The 20,449-nt window shown below is 48.4% G+C and carries 21 protein-coding genes; 13 read left to right on the plus strand and 8 right to left on the minus strand.

What is annotated here, in order from left to right; all coding sequences use genetic code 11:
- The 7 genes from B153_RS0127815 (at window position 1) to B153_RS37895 (ending at window position 8,488) form a co-directional block, all read left to right on the plus strand.
- On the plus strand, window positions 1–504 hold the full coding sequence (locus B153_RS0127815) for a GNAT family N-acetyltransferase (RefSeq protein WP_020600031.1): 504 nt from the start codon (window positions 1–3) through the stop codon (window positions 502–504).
- 256 nt (window positions 505–760) lie between these two features.
- On the plus strand, window positions 761–1,381 hold the full coding sequence (locus B153_RS0127820) for a DUF4159 domain-containing protein (RefSeq protein ID WP_020600032.1): 621 nt from the start codon (window positions 761–763) through the stop codon (window positions 1,379–1,381).
- A 97-nt stretch (window positions 1,382–1,478) separates the two neighbouring features.
- Complete coding sequence (locus B153_RS0127825; RefSeq protein WP_020600033.1) at window positions 1,479–2,468, plus strand: AAA family ATPase; 990 nt, start codon at window positions 1,479–1,481, stop codon at window positions 2,466–2,468.
- An 11-nt stretch (window positions 2,469–2,479) separates the two neighbouring features.
- Window positions 2,480–3,331, plus strand: coding sequence for a DUF58 domain-containing protein (locus tag B153_RS0127830; RefSeq protein WP_020600034.1), 852 nt, complete (start codon window positions 2,480–2,482; stop codon window positions 3,329–3,331).
- Window positions 3,332–3,349: 18 nt separating this feature from the next.
- On the plus strand, window positions 3,350–4,543 hold the full coding sequence (locus B153_RS0127835; RefSeq protein WP_020600035.1) for a BatA domain-containing protein: 1,194 nt from the start codon (window positions 3,350–3,352) through the stop codon (window positions 4,541–4,543).
- Window positions 4,540–6,771: a hypothetical protein gene (locus tag B153_RS0127840; RefSeq protein WP_020600036.1), complete on the plus strand. Its 2,232-nt coding sequence runs from the start codon at window positions 4,540–4,542 to the stop codon at window positions 6,769–6,771. Before B153_RS0127835 ends, B153_RS0127840 begins: the two co-directional genes overlap by 4 nt.
- Window positions 6,772–6,823: 52 nt before the next feature.
- Window positions 6,824–8,488, plus strand: coding sequence for a hypothetical protein (locus B153_RS37895; protein WP_157634918.1), 1,665 nt, complete (start codon window positions 6,824–6,826; stop codon window positions 8,486–8,488).
- On the opposite strand, the gene B153_RS0127850 is transcribed toward B153_RS37895, so the two are convergent.
- The 6 genes from B153_RS0127850 to B153_RS38750 all read right to left on the minus strand — a co-directional run bounded on the left by B153_RS0127850 (window position 8,489) and on the right by B153_RS38750 (window position 11,510).
- Window positions 8,489–9,523 carry a glycerophosphodiester phosphodiesterase gene (locus B153_RS0127850; protein WP_020600037.1) on the minus strand — a complete coding sequence of 345 codons (1,035 nt, stop codon included), beginning with the start codon at window positions 9,521–9,523 and terminating at the stop codon, window positions 8,489–8,491.
- A 181-nt stretch (window positions 9,524–9,704) separates the two neighbouring features.
- Complete coding sequence (locus tag B153_RS0127855; protein ID WP_020600038.1) at window positions 9,705–9,935, minus strand: hypothetical protein; 231 nt, start codon at window positions 9,933–9,935, stop codon at window positions 9,705–9,707.
- A 12-nt stretch (window positions 9,936–9,947) separates the two neighbouring features.
- On the minus strand, window positions 9,948–10,274 hold the full coding sequence (locus B153_RS0127860; RefSeq protein ID WP_020600039.1) for a hypothetical protein: 327 nt from the start codon (window positions 10,272–10,274) through the stop codon (window positions 9,948–9,950).
- Window positions 10,275–10,478: 204 nt separating this feature from the next.
- Window positions 10,479–10,817 (minus strand): hypothetical protein, encoded by a 339-nt coding sequence (locus B153_RS0127870; RefSeq protein WP_040762238.1) that lies wholly within the window; start codon window positions 10,815–10,817, stop codon window positions 10,479–10,481.
- A gap of 4 nt (window positions 10,818–10,821) precedes the next feature.
- Window positions 10,822–11,373 carry an RNA polymerase sigma factor gene (locus B153_RS0127875; RefSeq protein WP_020600042.1) on the minus strand — a complete coding sequence of 184 codons (552 nt, stop codon included), beginning with the start codon at window positions 11,371–11,373 and terminating at the stop codon, window positions 10,822–10,824.
- 11 nt (window positions 11,374–11,384) lie between these two features.
- A complete protein-coding gene (locus B153_RS38750; RefSeq protein WP_020600043.1) occupies window positions 11,385–11,510 on the minus strand; it encodes a hypothetical protein in 126 nt (41 codons plus the stop codon).
- Between the two features lie 154 nt (window positions 11,511–11,664).
- Here B153_RS38750 and B153_RS0127885 point away from each other — a divergent pair, with 154 nt between their 5' ends.
- From B153_RS0127885 to B153_RS0127900, 4 genes are all read left to right on the plus strand, one after another.
- Window positions 11,665–12,765 (plus strand): carboxylate-amine ligase, encoded by a 1,101-nt coding sequence (locus tag B153_RS0127885; RefSeq protein ID WP_020600044.1) that lies wholly within the window; start codon window positions 11,665–11,667, stop codon window positions 12,763–12,765.
- Window positions 12,766–12,815: 50 nt separating this feature from the next.
- The gene (locus tag B153_RS0127890) at window positions 12,816–13,652 is read left to right on the plus strand and encodes a type 1 glutamine amidotransferase (RefSeq protein ID WP_020600045.1); all 837 of its coding nucleotides are present in this window, start codon (window positions 12,816–12,818) and stop codon (window positions 13,650–13,652) included.
- Between the two features lie 61 nt (window positions 13,653–13,713).
- Window positions 13,714–14,910: a hypothetical protein gene (locus B153_RS0127895; protein ID WP_020600046.1), complete on the plus strand. Its 1,197-nt coding sequence runs from the start codon at window positions 13,714–13,716 to the stop codon at window positions 14,908–14,910.
- A gap of 93 nt (window positions 14,911–15,003) precedes the next feature.
- Entirely contained in the window at window positions 15,004–15,786 is a 783-nt protein-coding gene (locus tag B153_RS0127900) for an SDR family NAD(P)-dependent oxidoreductase (protein ID WP_020600047.1), read from the plus strand.
- 65 nt (window positions 15,787–15,851) lie between these two features.
- Here the strand turns inward: B153_RS0127900 and B153_RS0127905 are convergent, their stop codons facing one another.
- Window positions 15,852–16,628 carry a hypothetical protein gene (locus B153_RS0127905; protein ID WP_020600048.1) on the minus strand — a complete coding sequence of 259 codons (777 nt, stop codon included), beginning with the start codon at window positions 16,626–16,628 and terminating at the stop codon, window positions 15,852–15,854.
- A 388-nt stretch (window positions 16,629–17,016) separates the two neighbouring features.
- Between B153_RS0127905 and B153_RS0127910 the strand changes: the two genes are divergently transcribed.
- Both B153_RS0127910 and B153_RS0127915 read left to right on the plus strand, forming a co-directional pair.
- Complete coding sequence (locus tag B153_RS0127910; protein WP_020600049.1) at window positions 17,017–17,532, plus strand: DinB family protein; 516 nt, start codon at window positions 17,017–17,019, stop codon at window positions 17,530–17,532.
- A gap of 185 nt (window positions 17,533–17,717) precedes the next feature.
- Window positions 17,718–17,909: a hypothetical protein gene (locus B153_RS0127915; protein ID WP_020600050.1), complete on the plus strand. Its 192-nt coding sequence runs from the start codon at window positions 17,718–17,720 to the stop codon at window positions 17,907–17,909.
- Window positions 17,910–17,980: 71 nt separating this feature from the next.
- On the opposite strand, the gene B153_RS0127920 is transcribed toward B153_RS0127915, so the two are convergent.
- Window positions 17,981–20,263: an OmpA family protein gene (locus B153_RS0127920; protein WP_020600051.1), complete on the minus strand. Its 2,283-nt coding sequence runs from the start codon at window positions 20,261–20,263 to the stop codon at window positions 17,981–17,983.
- Window positions 20,264–20,449: the final 186 nt, after the last annotated feature.

Consider the following 20,449-nt stretch of genomic DNA (forward strand, 5'->3'; position numbering starts at 1 on the left):
ATGATTACCATTACCCAAGCCACCGAACACGACTTACCGATCATTCAGGACATCGCTCATCGAACCTGGCCCAATACGTTTGGCGAGATCCTTTCCCCCAGCCAGATTAGCTACATGCTCGACATGATGTACAGCATGGAAGCTCTCAAAAGCCAAATCGACGACAAAAAGCACGTTTTCTTACTGGCCAAAGACGATTCGACTCAGGAGGTTCTGGGTTATAGCTCGTATGAATTAAATTACAAAGGCCAGGCCCTTACCAAAATTCACAAAATTTATCTGCTACCAGCCAGTCAGGGCAAGGGAGTGGGCCGTTTGCTGATCGATGCTGTAGCCGAAGTCGCAAAAGCGAACAGCAACGACCGATTGGGGTTAAATGTCAATCGGTATAACAAAGCCATTCAGTTTTACGAGCGGGTTGGTTTCTCCATTGTCGGGAACGAAGATATCGATATTGGCGACGGATTTCTGATGGAGGATTTTGTCATGGAAAAACCGTTATAGGATTTTTGCAAGAACCCACCTAAATGCGCTTTTTTAAGCTAATCAGTACACCTTACCACTATTCTCACAAAATCCTCTTTGGAGATATAGCGATTTACCCGCAGAAAATGTATTTTTAGGATTGAAATCGAAGAATTCTGCCAGTTACTCTGAGTTGACGGACAGATTCTAAGATGAATATAATATTAACTCTCAATAGTATTATTCTAAAGATTCCAACAGAATCCAGGTTGATACTACTTCTCAACAAACAAGTTTGAAACCATTCTTTTTCACCCGAATCCAGTATACCTCTGGCGACTGGGATACTGACCAACGAATGCCATCCAATCTGATGCATTCACTGGTTGAGTACACTACCCTAGCCGTCGATCAGAAGGAGCGCGTGGTGCAACTGAGCAGTCCCGACTTGTTTAAGAGTCCGTTCTGCTACCTCAGCGGCCACAAACTGGTGGAGTTCTCGGCTCAGGAGCGAGACCATTTCAAACGCTATGTTCAGAATGGCGGCTTCGTTTTCGTCGATGACTGTAACCATGACGTCGATGGCCTGTTTGCTAAATCGTTTGAGCAGGAAATGGCCCGAACCTTCGGGCCGAAAGCATTGCAGAAAATTCCGAATACACACCCAATTTACAACTGCTTTTTCAAGTTTGACGATGGTCCACCAACCACCTCATTCGAACTGAACGGCTGGGGCGACGATCTGGTGCACGATTACCTGAAAGCCATTATCGTCAACGGTCGTATCGGGGTGTTGTACAGCAATAAAGATTACGGGTGTGAGTGGGATTACGATTTTCGTAACAAACGCTTCCTGGCCGAAGACAATACAAAATTTGGCGTCAATATTATCACCTACGCCATGGTATACGTGTAAGATATATGATGTAGTATGTATGATATATGATGTAATAGTCACTGGCGCCCACATCCTATAGCATACATCATTTAAAAACAACCTGATAGATAGAGCATTGGAATCAACAGACTTAACCCACTACAAAAAACTGGTGGCCAAACTGCCCCAGCTACGCAACGAAATTGGCAAAGTCATCATCGGTCAGCAGGAAGCCATAAGCGAGGTGTTAATTGCCCTGCTAGCGGGTGGACACTGTCTGCTTGAAGGTGTGCCGGGACTCGCCAAAACGCTGATGGTCAAAACGATGTCGGATGCACTGGCGATGCGATTCAAACGCATCCAGTTCACCCCCGACTTGATGCCGGGCGATATTGTGGGTACCGAAATTCTGGAAGATGACCACGAAACGGGCCGGAAGGTGTTCGTGTTCAATCAGGGACCAATCTTCGCCAACGTTGTACTGGCCGACGAGATCAACAGGACGCCCCCAAAAACCCAGGCGGCCATGCTCGAAGCCATGCAGGAATATAAGGTTACGTATGGCGGTAAAGACTACCCGCTACCCAAGCCCTTCCTGATCATTGCCACCCAAAACCCGATTGAACAGGCCGGAACATATCCGCTTCCCGAAGCACAATTAGACCGTTTTCTGCTTTATATCAAGCTCAGTTACCCTGCCGAGCACGAAGAGTTGAACGTTCTGAAAAGTACAACCGGCACAAGCCGACCCGAACTAAAAACAATCCTGTCGGACCTGGAAATCATTGATTTGCAGAAGTTAACGCGTCAGGTCCACATCAGCGATGAGCTGATCGACTACATCAACAAACTCGTACGGGCAACCCGCCCCGATGGTTCGCCTTCGTCATTTGTCAAGCAATGGTGCCAATGGGGAGCCGGTCCACGGGCAGGTCAGGCGCTGGTGCTGTGCGCCAAAGCCAGAGCCGTACTTAATGAACGGTTTTCGGTCATTCCCGACGATATTCAGACACTGGCTTATCCGATCCTTCGCCACCGGATTGCCCTCAATTTCCGGGCCGAAGCCGAAGGGATCACAACCGACAAGGTGATCAAGCAGTTGCTGACCGAACTTCGGTTAGCGTAAACCGCCATAACATGCTTACCACTGATCTGATCAAGCTCAATAACCTGCAACTGGCCGGAAAACTGGTCAGTGATGAATCGTTATTGGGGATTCAGGCGAGCCAGCGGTCGGGGATTGGAACGGAGTTTGAGCAATTCAGGCACTATGCTCCTGGCGACGATCCCAAACGTATTGACTGGAAACTATTCGCCAAATCGAATCAGTATCTGGTGCGCGAATCGGCCACAGAAAGTAATCAGCAGATCCGGTTTGTGATTGACCTGTCCGGGTCCATGAATTACAGCGAAGCGGGCGTGAGTCGCTTACACTATGCAAAAATCCTGTTGGCCTCATTAGCGTATCTGGCCAACCGACAGAGCGACCAGATCAGCCTGTATAGCCTTCACGATGGGGCTATTCAAACGCTGGTTCCGGCCGGGAAACAGGCTTTTCTTAAAATTGTAGCGACGCTCGAGTCAGCAGAGGCATCGGGATCATGGGCAACGCAAGCCAGTTCGTTTCCAGAGTTCAGCCGGAAACAGAGCGAGATGCTCATTCTGGTATCTGACTTTTTGCAGGTCAATGATGAATGGGTCAATCTGATTCAGAAAGTGGCGGGCCCTCGTCGGGAAATTATCATTTTTCAGTTGCTGGGCGATCAGGAGATGAACTTTTCAATGAGTGGTTTCTACCGTTTTCAGGATCTGGAAACGGGCCGGGAAATTGAATTACAGGCCGATGCGATTCAGGATGTCGTCCGACAGCGATCTACGGATTATCTGAGCAGTCTGGAAGAAAGCCTACGCATTCCGCATGTCCGACTCATCCGAATCCGACTCAGCGACCCGATTGCTCTGGTATTGAAACAGTTTTTATTGACGTAACCAACGTAGAGACGACCTATGGCCTTTATAGAACCGTTTTTGTTGTGGGGTACGTTGGCCGTCGTGGTGCCGATAGCCATTCACTTCTGGCATCAGAAGCAGGGAAAACCATTGCCCTGGGCCGCTACCCAATGGCTTCTGGAAAAACAGCAACAGCAAAGTCGTGGCCTCCGGCTCGATAACCTGCTGCTCATGCTTGTACGTTGCCTTTTGGTTCTCCTACTGGCCATTCTGCTGGCGCAGCCTATTTTGAACTGGTCGGCGAAAAAGCCCGACATTACCCAAATTCATCTGGTACAGCCCAGCGTGGCCGTTGCCGATAATTTCCGTTTTGAATTAGAAGAAGCGCTCAAAAAAGGGGAGCGGGTCGTTTGGGCCACGTCTACGTTGGACCCTCTTCAGCCCGGCCTAAAACTACCTCAATCGCCTGTTCCATTTGGGCCACTCAATTTACAAACAGCTATAAATCAAGTTGATTCACCCCATTCGGAGCTTCATTTATACCTTACAAATACGCAAGCCCTGGCCGATGTTCCTGTCATTACAGTCCCCACCCGGTTCAGGCTGCACAGTATCAAGGATTCGACCTCTCGGCCCCAGGCTTACCTGGCGGTTAAAAATGATCGAAAGCTGTTCTTGAATCGTGCGGGGCGCCTAATTAGTAGTCCCGCACTCGATCCGGGACTAAAATTTCAATCCGAACCGGCCCATACAGGTCCTATCCATGCAGTAGTTGATTACAAAAATGCGCAGCAGCGGCAGACCGTAAAAGCTTCGTTGGCAGCCTTAACCGATGTGTATGGTCTGGACATACGGGTGGATGAAAAGAGGGCTCCAAATCAATCCTACGACTGGATTTTAACCGATCAATTGCCCAAGAACCCCTCTCCCAAACCCTTATACGTGGTATCGGAAACGGTGCAACATCTGCCTGCTGACAACGTCATTACAACGGATGAACGCCTGACTCCCCAAACATCCGGTCGGGTCGAAACGGGCCAACTACCCGAATGGCTGGGTGAGTTACTGATCCGGCACTACGGTTTGACATCGCCCCCCCAACCGCTGAGCCAGCAGGAGTTGAATGCCTTGTTTGTTGCCTCGACCAAACCGCACACCGAACAACAGGCAGGTCTTCAGAATACCCTTTTTCTGCTACTAATCGTTATGATCGGAGTTGAACGCTGGATGGCTTTAACCAAAAACGCATGAACGAGCTTAAACGTCTTATATCGTCAGTTACTTATCAGCTATACGCCAACGTATTGCTGCGCTGTTTGCTGGTAGCCACTGCGGTTTATTTGGTGGCGATCACTTTTACGGGTTCAATAAGCTGGTCGTTGGTAAGCGCCCTGGTCGGATTTGGCGCCTGTGCTTTTGTCAACAAACTGTATCAGGATAAAAAACCGCAGGCCATACGGCTCATTCACCAGACCGTTGGTGATGCCGAATACAGCCTTCCTTTACTGACCAAACCTCAGCTCAATCTGGCCGAACAACTCCAGCTCGACCGGCTCAATCAGCAGGTGCAACAGGTGCAAATACCCCTGGTTGTGCTATCGAAAGCTGGACTTTACAGCCTGTTTTTACTACTCGCTCTGGGCGTTTATGTAGGCTATCCTCGTTTACAGGCGGCTTCATCACACAATAACTCGAAAAAGAAAAACTTCTTATCGACACTGTTGCCTGAGCAAAAACCGGCTGCCCCAACCTTCGAGTCGGCCAGCCTACGCATCGCTCCCCCTGCGTACACACGCCTACCCGAAACCAATTCGTCGAATCTGAATGCTTCGTCGATAGTGGGAGCTACCCTAACCTGGCGTGTTCAATTTAGCGGTTCCGATCATTTGTCTGTAAAATTGGTGGGTAGCAAAGGGCAGGAGTTGGCCTTCAAAGCGTCGGGTACTGATTTTGTGTATCAGGATCGGTTGATCAATTCGGGCCTGTATGCGATTAAGGCTTACTGGCGTACCGAACGCAACAAAGACTCGCTGATCTATCAATCCGACTTTTACCGCCTGGAAGCCCGGCCCGATCTGGCCCCTAAAATTGAGCCGGATTCAAAAGAATTGTATCGGTATCATTATCTGAAAGACTCAAAAACGCTGAACATCGGGGCTCGTATTTCCGATGATTTCAGTGTGGCACAAACCTTTATTGTGGCCACGGTGGCGCGGGGCTCGGGCGAAAACGTGAAGTTTCGGGAAGTAAAAATGCCGCTGGGCCCAACCAATTTCAAAGACTCCCGACTCACTAAAACCATTGACCTGAAAGCGCTGAACTTTGCCCCCGGCGATGAGCTGTATTACTACTGGGCAGCCTTCGACAACCGCCAACCCGAACCCAATTTCACGAAATCAGACACCTACTTTGTCGTCTATAAAGACACCACAAAGGCCGAAGAAAGCGAACTGGCGACTATGGCGGTTAACATTATGCCGGAGTATTTCCGCAGCCAACGCCAGATCATCATCGATACAGAAAAACTGATTGCTGGCCGGAAGAAGATGGCGACCAAGCCTTTCAACAGCCAATCCAACGAAATTGGCTTCGACCAGAAAGCCCTTCGACTCCGTTATGGTCAGTTTTTGGGCGAAGAGTTCGAGAAATCCATTGGGGGCGGAGGCCCTCCACCTGATGCGGCTCCGGTATCAGGTATGGCCGCTGTAGAAGCCTACATGCACAAGCACGATGAAGGCGAAGGAGACCACTCTGGGCCTGCTCATGCCCACCACGACGATGACGACGATGAGCATGGTCACGACCATAATCATGGTGGAGGTACGAGCGACGACAAAGATCCGCTGGCGGCCCTTATGGAACAATACGTCCATAATCATGATGATGCCGAAACCAATACCTTCCACGAACAATCGACGCGTTCGCTGCTGAAAATGGCGCTGGAAAATATGTGGCAGTCGGAATTGCATTTACGGCTTTATGAACCCGAGAAAGCGCTTCCCTACGAACAGGAAGCCCTGAAATACCTGAAACTGTCGCAGCAAAAAGCGCGGTCGTACGTAAAGAAAACCGGATTCGACCCTCCGCAAACCAAAGAGAAAGAGACCCGACTTACCGGCGAGTTCAAAAACGTAACCGATGCCTTCCGCCAGGATCGGCGGTACAGTCAACAACGAATCGAAGCACTGGTAGCAGACGTATTGGGGTATCTGGATCTTGCTCAACTGACGAATCAGCAAAAGCAAACGACCCAGCAACTGGGTAATGCCCTGGCCGATCAGGTTGTAAACAGTGGGTTATCCAACTGGTCGGTGCTGGCTACCCTACAGAAATTAGCGACCGGAAAGCCCTTGTCGACTCCCGAAAAAATCAGCCTGAAAACAAAGCTTTATGCCTTATCAGGTGCATCGGAACGAACTGGCCCAGCTTATGTCAGCGACCGAAAGTTGCAACAAGCCTTCTGGCAACATTTGAAATAACGGCTATCTGTACAATAGCACACAGAGTATCGCCCTTCGTCAACAAACAAAAATGCATACCACCGTCAACTGGACTTCACCGATTAACTGGCTTATCGCCCTGGTTCTTGTGGCTTTGCTGGTAATTCAGGTCTGGCTTATTGCCCGTAACGCGTCGTTGTCGACCACTCGCAAATGGATTCGGGGCATTTTGAACGGGCTACTTTGGCTACTGCTGGTAGGCTATTTCCTACAGATTCAATGGCCTGTCGATCGGGCCAGTACCCATGCGTTGCTCATTGGTGATGAGGTTCCTTCCACTTTTTCCCGGCAGATCAAAGACAGCCTGCACCTCTCAAAAAGTTTTACCAGTCGGAATTTCAAACCGAACTATGATTCAGTAACGCTGATTGGCCAACAGTTTCCGGCCGAATTACTAACGCAACTGAGCGACACCCGTATTCGATGGGTTCCCTATAATGCTCCCGATGCGTTGCAGGCTATTCACTGGAAGGGTATTGTCCGACAGGGCGAAATACAGCGCGTGACGGGCTCAGTAACTTCTTCGCAAGCCCAGTGGCTCCGGCTTCGGTTTGGCAACAAAACGCTCGACAGTTTATCGCTGCACGAAGGCGTCAATCCATTTGCCTTTCAGTTTCCGGCGTTCGGCAAAGGGCATAGTCAGGTCGAACTCCTACTAGGTGGCACCGCACGAAGCACAACGCCACTCGATACGATTCGTTTTTTTACCCGGCCTACTAAACCGCTCACTATACAATTTCTGCTAAGTAGCCCTGACTTTGAGAGCAAAACGCTGGCCGATTGGCTCGGCAAACAGGGGCATACGGTAACGGTCTCCGCTACTTTATCCAAAAACATCGGCAGCAATCTGACCATCAATCCATCAGGAAAATCAGCGACTAAAACGCCCCCCGATCTGATCATTGCCGAACCAGCCGATGCCGCCAACCCCATTCTTCGCAAAGCCATTGCCGATGGCAAGGCTGTTCTGTTTATCAACCTGACAAATCCCGAAACCGACAGTCGAGCCATCAATCAGGCATTGGGCAGTCGTTGGCAGGTACGTAAATTCTCGAATGAGCCCCAGGTTCCGGTTGGCAACGGCTTGAATGCCCTCCCCTATCGCTTTGTCGACCAGCCCACCCAGTTTGCCGTTTCCGGCCTTCCTATAGCCGTTCAGCGAGCGGTTGGCCGCGTTGGGGTTAGTCTGCTGTCCGAAACCTATCCACTTTCGTTGAGTGGTGATAGTGTAGCCTACAGCCGCATCTGGACAGCCACGTTGGCCCGGTTGTCGGCTTCAAATCAGAATACCGTTCAGGTCGATGCACCAATTTACAGCCACATCCAGCAAGCCATTACAGTCAATAATCCTACGAATCGACTTTCGGCGCTCCAGGTTGGTCAGGATACGGTTCGATTAGTAAATTCCCCCCTGAACGAAAATTCAATTACGGGCCAATCGTCGTTTGTTCAGGCTGGCTGGCTGGCAGTACAGGATTCACTGGCATTGTATGTAGGCGGTCCAGACGGGGCTCAAACCAGCGACCCGCTGCGTGACAGGCAGGTTGTTCAGCAATTCCTGCTGGCCCACCAACAGACTCTGTTAGCGCATGGTTCGATTGATCACACCCAAACCGCTTCGTTACCCAAGTCAACCTGGCTGATCCTGGTATTGCTATGCTTTACCGCGCTATGGGTAGAACCGAAAGTGCAGTAACTACTTCTGAATCATCGACAAAAGCAGTTCGGGCTCATTGGTAGTAATGTAATCGACGTGCTGCTCCAGTAGCCAGTTTAGCTCATTCTTATCGTTCACCGTCCAGACATTGGTCGTAAGTTTCCGCTGGCGGGCATCCTGAATCCAGGCTTCGTTTTTTCGAACCACATTCTGGTGGTAATCGAACCCATTCAGATGATCGGCAACTAACTGTTCCGGGGTTTTATCGCCCATCAGGTACGAAACATTGGCTTCGGGACTTAGCGCTTTCACACTTTTGCAGACATCATAATCGAACGCAATGTAATCGACCCATGCCTGCGCTTTCATCTGATGAACCATATTAACCACCCGCTCTGTCAACGCCAGCGATCGTTCCTTACCAAGTCTTGACGTTTTGATTTCCAGAATCAGTTTGGTTTTTGTCTGCTTCATTCCTTCAGTCAGATAAGACGCCAGCGTTGGCAGCGATTCACCATTGCTTAGTTTAACCTTCGCCAGTTCGGCAGCCGGTGTTTTTTCGATTTCGATTTCCTGAATAGTATGATCGTGATTCACAAAAAGCACGGAGTCTGACGACATATGCACATCGAATTCACTACCCATACAACCTAAGGCAATGGCATTTTGTAGCGACTTAATCGAGTTTTCGGTTGTTCCCGCCTGTTTCCAGGCACCCCGGTGGGCGATCACCTGATTCCGAATAAACGCATCCTTCACTACCCGGAAGGTGTCACGGATCGTTCCTTTTGCTCCAACCCCTTCTACCAGTACATCGTACCAGGGTTTATCGGCCGAAGCGGCTTCTGCTTTTATAGAAAGCTGGTTCGCCTTATCCAATGAAAAAAGCTTTGCAGTAGGGCCTTTCAACGTCAGCCGTTTGACCGCTTCTTTTGTCTGTACCGTACCGACGGTCAACGCAGATGGGGTATAGGTGTACTTAGTGAGCGAAAACACGGACTGCGCCATTCCAGACAAAATGCCAACATGAGACATAGCAACGATCAGAAAAGCAGCTTTACCAGATAAGTTCATGGAATCGTTAAGCAAATAGTTCAATAGAAAAGTGCGAGAATCGACAGAGTTACTTTAATTTCCTTGCTTATTCTTGCAGGAACAGGGTGCGAATAACGGCTAAAAACAGAAAAAAGGTAACCCCATCGAGATTACCTTTTCGTTATGAATCGTTCACATTTCTATCAAGTACATCGGTTGGCTATCGGAGCGAACTCGAATCTACATTGGCTTTTTCGGTCGTTCGATCATGGTGACTATGCCCAGGACGCCCGTCGCAACCACCGTGATAGGCTCCATACGGATTCCCGTAATAGCCTTGGTGCCCCCAATAGTGATACCCTAACGACCGAGGGCCCACGAAAGCCATCAGTCCTCCGAAAGTGAGCGCAGCAGCAAGTACCACCGCCCAGGGATTTAATCGTTGTCTCATTCGTTTCGTTGTTTAGATTGAGGTTGTTTCTTCATTCGTTTTTGTTGCGGATGCCTTTCTGTCGGTGTAGCTACCACAGCGCCCCTGTTCAAAGCGTTGTTTAAACTGGCTATATTCTTCATCACTCATCTGCCGGATTTGATCGGCAAAAGCAGGCATGTAACCAAAGCCCCGTCGCCCCCATCTGCCCCGGCGAAACCGGCCACCTCCAAAAAGCCGGACCAGCGCACCCACGATGACGAAAAACAGAATAACCCGAAGCAGGAAAAACGGCATGATGAATAGAGCCGCTCCTAAAAGCACTCCGGCCAGAATAGACCTTAACAAATTGGTGTTCATAGTATTTGTGTTTAGTAGTTGTTCTAAATAGGATGACGGAGCAACGAAAAAATTACTTTATCGGTGTTGCTATTTTTTTCATTTTTCAATCCAGTACTTCAGCCCAATGACCGTCGCAGGTGAGCTGGGGGCGACCCCATAAAAAAACCTCACCAGATCATCCAGTGAGGTTTTGCCCATTTACGTATGCGCTTATTTACATCCTTAGTCATGGTTGCGCTTCCAGCCTCCCCAGCGTCGTCGCCATTCAGTTTTAAACTGGGCTCGTTCTTCATCGGTCATTTGATGCCATTTTTCGCGCCACTGATGGCCTCGCTCAAAAGGGGCTCTTCCGCCTGGTGAGTTGAACCGGAAGCCACCAAACAGAATCCGAAACAAGACCAGCAAGCCCAGCGCCTGCCAGTAAGTGACCACTTTTACCGGGGCCACAGCAACCAGCACCTGGTTCCATAGCCAGTAGACAATGTAGGTTATTCCCAACAGGGCAACCAGAAAAAACATCGGAAAAAAGCCAAACCGTCTTCGTCCGTAGCGGGGTCTCATCGTCTTAAAGGTTATCGAGTTCGTCGTAAAGAGATTGTAGCCGCTTCCGCAAGTGCTGAACGGCATAACGTTTTCGGGAAATAATGGTTTTCAGGTTTTCGCCGGTTTCATCGGCAATCTCCTGTAAGGTACGGTCTTCCAGTTCATTCTGAACAAACACGGTACGCTGGTTTTCGGGCAGTTCGTCCAGTGCTCGCATAAGCTCTTCCCAGAAAACATCCTTAAAAAACTGGTCTTCAGGGGTTCGGGGATCGGAAAGCAGAATTTCCCGGATACTCACATCGCCTTCGTCACCTTCAATCATCAGTTCCGACATCGGATCTTCTTTTTTCTTCCGATACACATCTGTGATCCGATTACGGGCTACCTGATAAAGCCATCCGCTAATGCTCTCGATAGCATCCAGATCCACTACCCGGCTGAGCTGAAACCAGACATCCTGCAAAATATCTTCCGCATCCTCGTCCGAACGTACCTGCCCCCGGATAAACCGCGACAGCCGGCTTCCGTACTCTCTGACAGTACCAATGATGGTGCGTTTAGATGGTTCAGCCATAAAAAGATGTCTCAGGGTTTATCCCCATCCTGACCGGATGTCAGACGGTCAAAGGCTTCGAAGATTTTGGCTTTGTCAGGGTTATCGTGCCGGATAATGAGCGATATGTTCTGTTGGCTTTCTGTTTCCGGTGCCATGAGTATATCGGTTCAAGCCACCAAATCTATTCGTATCCAACCAACAAAAAAAATAGGCTCGCTGTGCCAATCCTAGCGACGCAATCTAAAAACTATTATCTTACCTCATCGTTTCCCCACAAAACGAGACCGTCATTTCTAACCCACAACACCAATGCCCGTATTCACCCTCGGTATCGAAGAAGAGTTCCAAACCATTGACCCCAGCACCGGCGAGTTACGTTCGCATATGTCGAAGATTGTCGACGGTGGCCAGATTGTCCTTCAGGAGCGCGTGAAAGCCGAAATGCACCAGGCCGTTGTTGAAGTTGGCACCAATATCTGCAACAATATTCAGGATGCCCGCCAGGAGGTGACGTACCTTCGCAAAATGATCATTGAGCTGGCCGAGAAACAAAATCTGAAAATTGCAGCCGCCGGTACGCACCCCTTCTCCGACTGGCAGGAGCAACTTATTACGCCCAACGAACGCTACGACCGGCTGATCGAAGAAATGCGTGATGTGGCCCGTTCCAACCTGATTTTTGGGTTGCACGTACACGTCGGTATCGAAAGCCGGAACGAGGGAATTCAGATCATGAACGCCGTGCGGTATTTTCTGCCTCACATTTATGCGTTATCGACCAATTCACCCTTTTGGCGAGGGCGTAATACGGGTTTTAAATCGTATCGGTCGAAAGTGTTCGACAAGTTCCCGCGCACGGGTATTCCTGACTTCTTCTCATCGGCCGCTGAATACGATGAGTACATTAACCTACTGGTAAAAACGGGTTGTATCGACAATGGCAAGAAAATCTGGTGGGACATCCGCTTGCATCCGTTTTTCAACACCATCGAATTCCGCATTTGTGATGTACCCATGCGGGTCGATGAAACCATTTGTCTGGCCGCCATCATGCAGGCACTTGTTGCCAAAATCTATAAACTTCACCAGCAGAATCTGAATTTCCGCCCCTACCGACGCATTCTGATCAACGAAAATAAATGGCGGGCCGCCCGGTACGGTATCGAAGGAAAACTCATCGATTTTGGCAAGCAGGAGGAAGTGCCGACTCATCAGCTTATCCACGAATTGCTTAATTTTATTGACGACGTGGTGGATGAGTTGGGCTGCCGGGCCGAGTGCGAATACGTGCTGAAGATACTGGAAATGGGCACCGGAGCCGACCGCCAACTGGCTGTTTTCCAACAAACCAACAGCCTCAAAAGCGTTGTTGATTATATTGTCGAGGAAACTTCTTTCGGCATCCTATAGTTATTCTCTGAACCACCGTCGACAACTAACTAACTGCAATACAACCACCTATGAACGTAATTAAAATAGCTGTTCTGGACATGAATAATAGCCATGCCAATGAAGGTATGCGCTGTATTCTGCACGCGATCCGGAACATACAAGGAAGCGAACCCGTAGAACTTGCCCTAGATATTTTTGATGTCCGGTCGAAAGATGAAGTGCCCGATCTGGAATACGACATTTACATTTCGTCGGGCGGACCGGGCAGTCCTCTGGCTTCGTCCGACGACTGGGAGGCCCGTTATTTTGAACTCATCGACCAGATTATCGACTGGAATAAACACAACGAGCGAAAAAAATACGTCTTCCTCATCTGCCACTCGTTTCAGCTTGTTGTCCGGCACCTGGATCTGGGCTTATTGAGCCGACGAAAATCCACTTCATTTGGTATATTCCCGGTTCATAAAACCGAAGAAGGTTTAGAAGAGTCCCTGCTGGAAGGGCTACCCGATCCGTTCTTTGCCGTTGACTCACGCGATTTTCAGATTACGGAGCCCAATATGGAACGACTGGAAGAGATGGGAGCCAGCCTATTGTGTCTTGAAAAAATCCGCCCCCATGTATTGCTCGAACGGGCAGTCATGGCAATCCGGTTCTCACCCGAGATCATTGGCACGCAATTCCACCCAGAAGCCGACAACGAGGGGATGCTACGGTATTTTCTGCAGGACGAAAAACGGAACCACATTGTCCTGAATTTCGGACAGGAAAAATACGACGCCATGGTATCTTACCTGCAGGACCCAGACAAAATTGCCCTAACGGAGTCCATTATTCTGCCGGGATTCTTACGGCAGGCTATCGAAGAACTAACCGCAACTGATCTGTTTCTTGAACAAAATTAACTTCTGACGGAATCAGCAGGATTCGATTGCCAGATCATGCTGATTTCGTCATACTATCCTTATGATTCAGTCTGTTCGCCAAACCTACAACAAAGCCTTTAGCCCGGAGCAATACCGGGCTTTTTTAGCGAAAATAGAAGCCGATCTGCCCGGCCAGCTCGATTTCCGGGTTGCCGAAACCCCTGTATTCGTTCCCAAAGTACTGACCGACAAACTGCTGGACGCCTGCGATCATATCGTTGACGTAATTACCCGTGATGATTTTAAATCGCTTACGGAAAAGGCAATTCCAGCCGGGCAGCGTGTGCCAAACGAAGATACCCACACCCAGTTTATGGCCGTTGACTTTGCCGTTTGCCATAACGAACTAGGCGAACCAACCCCTCAACTTATTGAATTGCAAGGATTTCCATCGCTATATGGTTTCCAGCCGTACCTGGCTAGTTTGTTTCGTAGTCTTTATCCGATACCCGACAACCTATCGCATCTGTTTACGGTCAGCACCAATGCCGACTACCTCGAAAAGCTCCGGCAGTTGCTGGTTGGTGATTACAACCCTGAAGAGGTTATTCTGCTGGAGATTTACCCTGAGAAGCAGAAAACACGCATTGACTTTGTATTGACCGAACGATATACAGGTGTGGGGCCGGTTTGTTTGACTAAAATCCGCAAGGAAGGTCGGTCGTTGTATTATGAAAAAGACGGTCGCCAGATCCAGATCAAACGCATCTATAACCGGCTCATTTTCGACGATTTACAGAACTTTCCCGATCTAAAAACCGATTTTCAGCTTACCGATGATGTAGATGTAGAATGGGTTGGGCATCCAAACTGGTTTTTCCGCATCAGTAAGTACACCCTGCCCCTGCTGAAAAGTCCTTATATCCCAACGAGTTACTACCTTTCGGACCTGACGGATTATCCAACAGATCTGGAAAACTACGTCCTGAAACCACTGTTTTCGTTTGCCGGAAGCGGGGTTAAGCTAAACATCGCCCAGGCCGACCTCGATGCCATTCCAGCCGATCAGCGCGACGGGTATCTGCTCCAGCGTAAGGTGAAGTACGAACCGGTCATTCAATCGCCGGATGGGTTGGTCAAGTGCGAAATTCGTATGCTGTTCATCTGGCCTAAAGCCGATCCTAAACCTACACTCATCACCAATCTTAGTCGTTTGAGCCGGGGTGAGATGATTGGTGTCAACTTCAATAAAAATAAGGATTGGGTTGGTGGTTCGGTCTGTTTTTTTGAAAAGTAATAAACTTTGGTTCAGGTGGGTTACCATGTCAGCCTTGCCCTGCATGAACCTACCTAAACTGAAGCCAATGAATGCTTAACCCACTAAACCCTTATGGAAACCCCACTCACTGCGGAAAAAGCCCTATTTGACCTTGCAGATAAAGTTGCCATCATCACCGGAGCCAGTAAAGGCATTGGCGAAGATATAGCCCGTGTATTTGCCCGTTTTGGCGCTAAAGTTATTGTGAGCAGCCGGAAACAGGATGCCTGCGATGCCCTCGCAGCCGACATTCGGGCACAGGGTGGCGAAGCGACGGGCATTGCTGCACATGTCGGCGATGCCGAACAACTTAAGCAACTGGTCGAAAAAACCATGGCCACTTACGGAGGTATTGACATTCTGGTGAACAACGCGGCTTCCAACCCGGTTTTCGGCCCTGCTCTTGAATGCGACGGTGGCGCTTTCGACAAGATCATGCAGGCCAATGTGAAGGCTCCGTTTGAATTGAGCAAGCTTTGCTATCCAAGCATGAAAGAACGGGGCGGTGGCAGCGTGATCATGATCAGTAGTATTGCCGGACATACGCCCGACCCTGGCCTGGGTATTTACAGCGTCAGCAAAGCCTCGCTGAACATGCTTACGAAGGTTCTGGCAAAAGAATGGGGTGCGGATGGGATTCGGGTCAACGCCATTTGCCCCGGCCTGATCAAAACCAAGTTCAGTCAGACGCTCTGGCAAAACGAAGCGATTCTGGCTCGTTTTACCAAACACATCCCCATCGCACGCATGGGCACTACCGACGAAATCAGCCCATTGGCGCTCTTTTTAGCTTCCGATGCGTCGTCGTATAGTACAGGCAGTTTGTTTTATGCAGACGGGGGTACGGTGATCTAAAAAAGGAATCGGTTCCGAATAGCTAGTTCAGAACCGATTCTTGTTAGGCTTCGTAAAATGGACAATTAATAGGGCTCGTATTCAAACTTGGTAATATAATTCCCAAAACCCGATACAGCTAGCGTACCTTTTATAAGTAAGCCATTTGAATCATACGTATATATCTGGTTAGGTGTGATAATATTATTAGCACTAAAAATAGTATAACTAGGAGGTCCGGTAATTAAGCCATAAAAAGGATTAGGCTTGTCGTCATACTGAAAGACTAATGTGGAGAGACCAGATAGGTTATCATTTCTGTCAACTTTAACCACGTTACCTCCGCTATACGTATACTGCTCTACCCATTGATGGGTACCGATAGTATAACTCTGTTTTATTGGCAACCTAGCCACGTTGTACTCTAGCAGATGTTGATCAATCAGAACTGGAGAGGCAGGATTCGCCAGGTCATACCGTTTTATTTGTGTAATGATGCCATTCTTATCATACTCATACGTATAATTTTGAAAAGGGACCCACTGAGCAGCCCCATTCGATGATAGTAGCTGCATTTCTGCCTTTAGTATTTTACCCTGTCCATCATACGTCATAACAGTTTTGGAATTCTGAACGGCAGCGGAATTACCTTTAACTGTGTATTGATCAACACTGGCTAATAGCCCGGTGCTCATATATGTATAAATGGAATACGAATAATCTGTCGCATTCTCATAACCAACTGTAACTTTTTTTATTCGAAACTTTGAGCCTGGAGCTTGTGGAATCCTGTGATCCTGGCAGGCTGAGAAACTAACCATCAGGGCTAATATCCCCAACCAAGTCATAAACGTGAAACGCATATAATACACAAGTGTTAATAGTTATGAATATGGCGGCAATATTAAGACAATTAAATTATTACACCAATTATATATACTTAAATGTACACTAATATATACAAAATAACCACTATACCCTCTAAGATTCACTTATCACTCCTCATATTCACAATTGATGAAGAAATGCGAATTCTTATTTCCTATACGCTTAATAAGTAAGCCCTGATCGTTGTAAAAAAGTTGCGGATTGACAATCAGCAACTTTTTTCTAGTAAAGCAGCATATCAGAATTGTTTTCTAATCGCACTTATAATCGGTTGACTAAGTTAATGCAGATGCCAGTCTTAGACGATTAGAAAAAATAGTAGTCACTATAAATCTACCAACATACATTATAAAGACACTATCAATGCAACCACCTATCGAAACACGCGAAGTATGGCTACGTGGGCCAATTCCCAATATGCCTCCCCTACTTCAGCCGATTGCTCATGCGCTGATGCAGGCACGTGAGGAACTACACGTTCTTATGCAGGATTTCCCAGACGATCTACTTTGGGAACGCCCTGCTGATGTAGCCTCTGTAGGATTCCATTTACAGCATCTGACGGGTGTGCTGGATCGACTTCTCACCTATGCCCGCGCCGAAGCCCTTTCACCAGAACAGTTAGCCGCCTTAGCCGCCGAAGGGAAGCCATCAGATCCAACACCAACGGTTCAGGAGTTAGTACAACAGTTTGATGGGCAGGTAGATAAAGCCCTTGCCCAACTTCGCCAAACAAACGAAGAAACATTGACTGAAGCACGAGGTGTTGGTCGGGCGCAATTGCCTTCAACCGTTATCGGTTTATTGACCCATGCAGCCGAGCATACCATGCGTCATGTAGGGCAATTGTCGGTTACGGCGCGGGTTGTAAGGCATTGAACCGCGAGGACGCCATAGACGCAAAGAATTGTCTATGGCGTCCTCGCGGTTCAACCTAACTTTCTGCTTAACAGTTTAAGGTGTTTTTAAGTTACTCTTTAACGGCGCTTCATACGAGTAGCCGATTTTTCAGCAGAAAAGCTCATCAGCAGGTGGGCCTGTTCACTAAAACCATTCTTAAACTTATGAAAACGACCGTTTGGGCTGCCTGCGTGGTAGCCGCCCTTTGCGCTAACACGGCTTTCGCCACTCCTTCACAGGATAAACCTGTCACCAAAACCACAACGACCACTACCGTAAAGAAAACAACCCCGGCCAAATCAAAAACAATGACCAAGTCGGTTCATAAAAAACATGTAAAGCAAAGCACTGAATAGAGAATCATAAACGAAAAAAAGCAGCCCACCGAATTGGGCTGCTTTTTTTATGACTTACTATTGCCAGACGATTATTGCACTGATAAAATTTTGAACTCAGTACGTCGGTTTTGCTGGTGTTCGTTTTCAGTACAATTCACACCATCGACGCATCCATTCAGAATTTCTGACTCTCCATACCCACGAGCGACAAGCCGATTGGCCGACACTCCTCTCGATACCAGATAGTCCATAGCAGCACGAGCACGGTTTTCGGACAGGCGAAGGTTATAAGCATCCGTAGCACGGGCGTCTGTGTGTGAGCGAAGCTCAATCTGCATCTGCGGATATTCTTTCAGAATAGCCAGAACATGGTCAAGTTCCTGTGCAGCGTCGGCCCGGATAAAAAACTTATTCAGGTCGTAGTAAATATTCTTAAGCTGGAACACATCCCCTACCCCATACAGTCCCAGCGAGTCGGTAACCACTTTGGTTTTACGCTTGGCTTTGCCGTATTGAGCCTTTTTAGTCGCATAGCGGTCCTTTTGAGCGGTAATGGTATACGGTGCATTCGGTTTTACATCGAATTCGTAACCGCCATCGGGTCCAGTCATCACGGTCTGTTCGGTTTTATCTTTCTCATTCCGAAGCGTCACCCGAACACCTTTGGCCGGTTGCTGATCCACCTCCGTCTTAACTACCCCCTTAACCAAGGTATTCTCCGACCGTTCGAGATAGATCGACACGTTCATAACGGGTTTGGGCGACTGAGTCAGGGTTGAGAACCGAACACTGTTCATAGCATATCCTTCTTTGATTGCCTTGAATTCGTATTCGGTATTAGTATCAACGCATAAATCCGTTCGGCCCTGCATATCCGTAATGCGAAGGTCCTGGTTGGTCCCATTTCGCATAATTCGAACATCCGCATTTTCGAGGGGTGTATTGGTTTTGGCATCATATACCAGAATGTTAAGCTGTTTGCAGGTACGCCGGAACGAATAAATATCATCGTCGCTCACCCCTTTTTTCCGGTTGCTGCTTACATAGCCCGACGTACGGTTCTTATCGGTAATAAATCCGAAATCGTCTTTTTCTGAATTGATCGGCGCCCCTACGTTTTGCACGCCTTTGTAAGCAACACCATCTTTAAGCTCAGCCACAAATACATCCAGTCCTCCCAGCCCTTCATGCCCATCTGAGGAGAAGTAGAGGTTATCGCCCTCGGCTACAAACGGGAACATCTCATTGCCTTCGGTATTGATTTCCTTACCCATATTTACAGGCGTACCCCATTGGCCGTTGTTGAACTCGACCACATAAATATCGGTACCACCGTATCCTCCGGGCATATCGGAAGCAAAATACAGTTTTGTATTGTCGGGCGAGAAGGCTGGGTGACCTACCGAGTACTCGCTACTATTGAATGGTACCTCCTGGATATCGACCCATTTGCCATTGCGATTCACGGAAGAATACAATTTCAATTTTCGCACACCGTCTGAACTTTTTCCCGCTTTCCCCTTACTTGTGTTGTTCCGGGTAAAAACAATGTAGTTCTGATCTTTGGTGAACGTCATTGGCCCTTCGTGGTATTTTGTGTTGATCGTACGGCTAAAAATCTCCGTTTTGCTCAACTTGGTTTGCTCGCTGGCCGCTTCGGCAGCACCGGGCTTGGCATCACTACCACCACCAAGTACGGCCGAGTTGCCTGGTCGCATCAACTCCGCTCCCGGAACCCGAAGCTGGTTGGTGTCCGGGTGAAAATAGAGGTCCAGAAAGGGGGTCTGGTTCCAGTTGAAAACCCGTTTCAGCACACCCGATTCATCCCGAGCCGATACGAAAACCAGTCCGTTTTTGTAATACATTGGGCTAAAATCTGCCTGGCGCGAGTTGATCGGAAGACTATACATCCGGTAGGACGACGAATCCTGATAGAAACGGCTCATGTCCATGTAAGACACCGTAAAACGGCGTCCTCGCAAGTCCTGAGACTGTTTTTCGCCATATTGGCTATACATTTTCTGTGAATCCCGGTATTTGCCGTTGGCCGCCAGTGCCTGTGCGTAATAGAGATACACTTCGCTATCAAGATCGGTATAATCCTTGACCAGTTCGCCATACACTCGCTCGGCATTACGAGTATCCTGGAGCTTACGATAGCTGTATCCTAATTTAATAAGGGCTTCACGAGTTTCGGCGGGGTCTTTCTTTCGGTCGGCCCGTAGAAACTCCTCGTACGCCCGCACTGCGCTGACATAACTAAGATTGTCGAACTGCTTATTAGCCGCTCGTAGCCGTGCACTTTGTGCCTGAGCAGTCAGGCTACAGAAAGCCAGTCCTGCAATGATTAGGACCTGTACAATTCGGTTCATGGTGTTAGTACATTAATAGAAACTTTGGGCTCGCCCGAAAGCTATCAAATAAGATGCCAACTTTTTATTAACTCGCTGAAACCCGGCGCAAAATCGTCCGATCTATTATCAAATACCCAAAAAATACAATTTTCAACTATTGTTAATGGACACCAAGGTTTTAGAAAACCTCTACAATACCTATCT

Origin of the sequence: Spirosoma panaciterrae DSM 21099, assembly GCF_000374025.1 — a bacterium.
Taxonomy (GTDB): Bacteria; Bacteroidota; Bacteroidia; order Cytophagales; family Spirosomataceae; genus Spirosoma; species Spirosoma panaciterrae.

Excerpts from the sequence above, each read along its gene's own strand:
- B153_RS0127860 (WP_020600039.1), bottom strand. The coding sequence starts at position 10,274 with ATGAACACCAATTTGTTAAGGTCTATTCTGGCCGGAGTGCTTTTAGGA.
- B153_RS0127815 (WP_020600031.1), top strand. The coding sequence starts at position 1 with ATGATTACCATTACCCAAGCCACCGAACACGACTTACCGATCATTCAG.
- B153_RS0127910 (WP_020600049.1), top strand. The coding sequence starts at position 17,017 with ATGCAACCACCTATCGAAACACGCGAAGTATGGCTACGTGGGCCAATT.
- B153_RS0127840 (WP_020600036.1), top strand. The coding sequence starts at position 4,540 with ATGAACGAGCTTAAACGTCTTATATCGTCAGTTACTTATCAGCTATAC.
- B153_RS0127920 (WP_020600051.1), bottom strand. The coding sequence starts at position 20,263 with ATGAACCGAATTGTACAGGTCCTAATCATTGCAGGACTGGCTTTCTGT.
- B153_RS0127830 (WP_020600034.1), top strand. The coding sequence starts at position 2,480 with ATGCTTACCACTGATCTGATCAAGCTCAATAACCTGCAACTGGCCGGA.
- B153_RS0127875 (WP_020600042.1), bottom strand. The coding sequence starts at position 11,373 with ATGGCTGAACCATCTAAACGCACCATCATTGGTACTGTCAGAGAGTAC.
- B153_RS0127895 (WP_020600046.1), top strand. The coding sequence starts at position 13,714 with ATGATTCAGTCTGTTCGCCAAACCTACAACAAAGCCTTTAGCCCGGAG.
- B153_RS0127850 (WP_020600037.1), bottom strand. The coding sequence starts at position 9,523 with ATGAACTTATCTGGTAAAGCTGCTTTTCTGATCGTTGCTATGTCTCAT.
- B153_RS0127890 (WP_020600045.1), top strand. The coding sequence starts at position 12,816 with ATGAACGTAATTAAAATAGCTGTTCTGGACATGAATAATAGCCATGCC.
- B153_RS0127900 (WP_020600047.1), top strand. The coding sequence starts at position 15,004 with ATGGAAACCCCACTCACTGCGGAAAAAGCCCTATTTGACCTTGCAGAT.
- B153_RS0127835 (WP_020600035.1), top strand. The coding sequence starts at position 3,350 with ATGGCCTTTATAGAACCGTTTTTGTTGTGGGGTACGTTGGCCGTCGTG.
- B153_RS0127885 (WP_020600044.1), top strand. The coding sequence starts at position 11,665 with ATGCCCGTATTCACCCTCGGTATCGAAGAAGAGTTCCAAACCATTGAC.
- B153_RS0127870 (WP_040762238.1), bottom strand. The coding sequence starts at position 10,817 with ATGAGACCCCGCTACGGACGAAGACGGTTTGGCTTTTTTCCGATGTTT.
- B153_RS0127855 (WP_020600038.1), bottom strand. The coding sequence starts at position 9,935 with ATGAGACAACGATTAAATCCCTGGGCGGTGGTACTTGCTGCTGCGCTC.
- B153_RS0127915 (WP_020600050.1), top strand. The coding sequence starts at position 17,718 with ATGAAAACGACCGTTTGGGCTGCCTGCGTGGTAGCCGCCCTTTGCGCT.
- B153_RS37895 (WP_157634918.1), top strand. The coding sequence starts at position 6,824 with ATGCATACCACCGTCAACTGGACTTCACCGATTAACTGGCTTATCGCC.
- B153_RS0127905 (WP_020600048.1), bottom strand. The coding sequence starts at position 16,628 with ATGCGTTTCACGTTTATGACTTGGTTGGGGATATTAGCCCTGATGGTT.
- B153_RS38750 (WP_020600043.1), bottom strand. The coding sequence starts at position 11,510 with ATGGCACCGGAAACAGAAAGCCAACAGAACATATCGCTCATTATCCGG.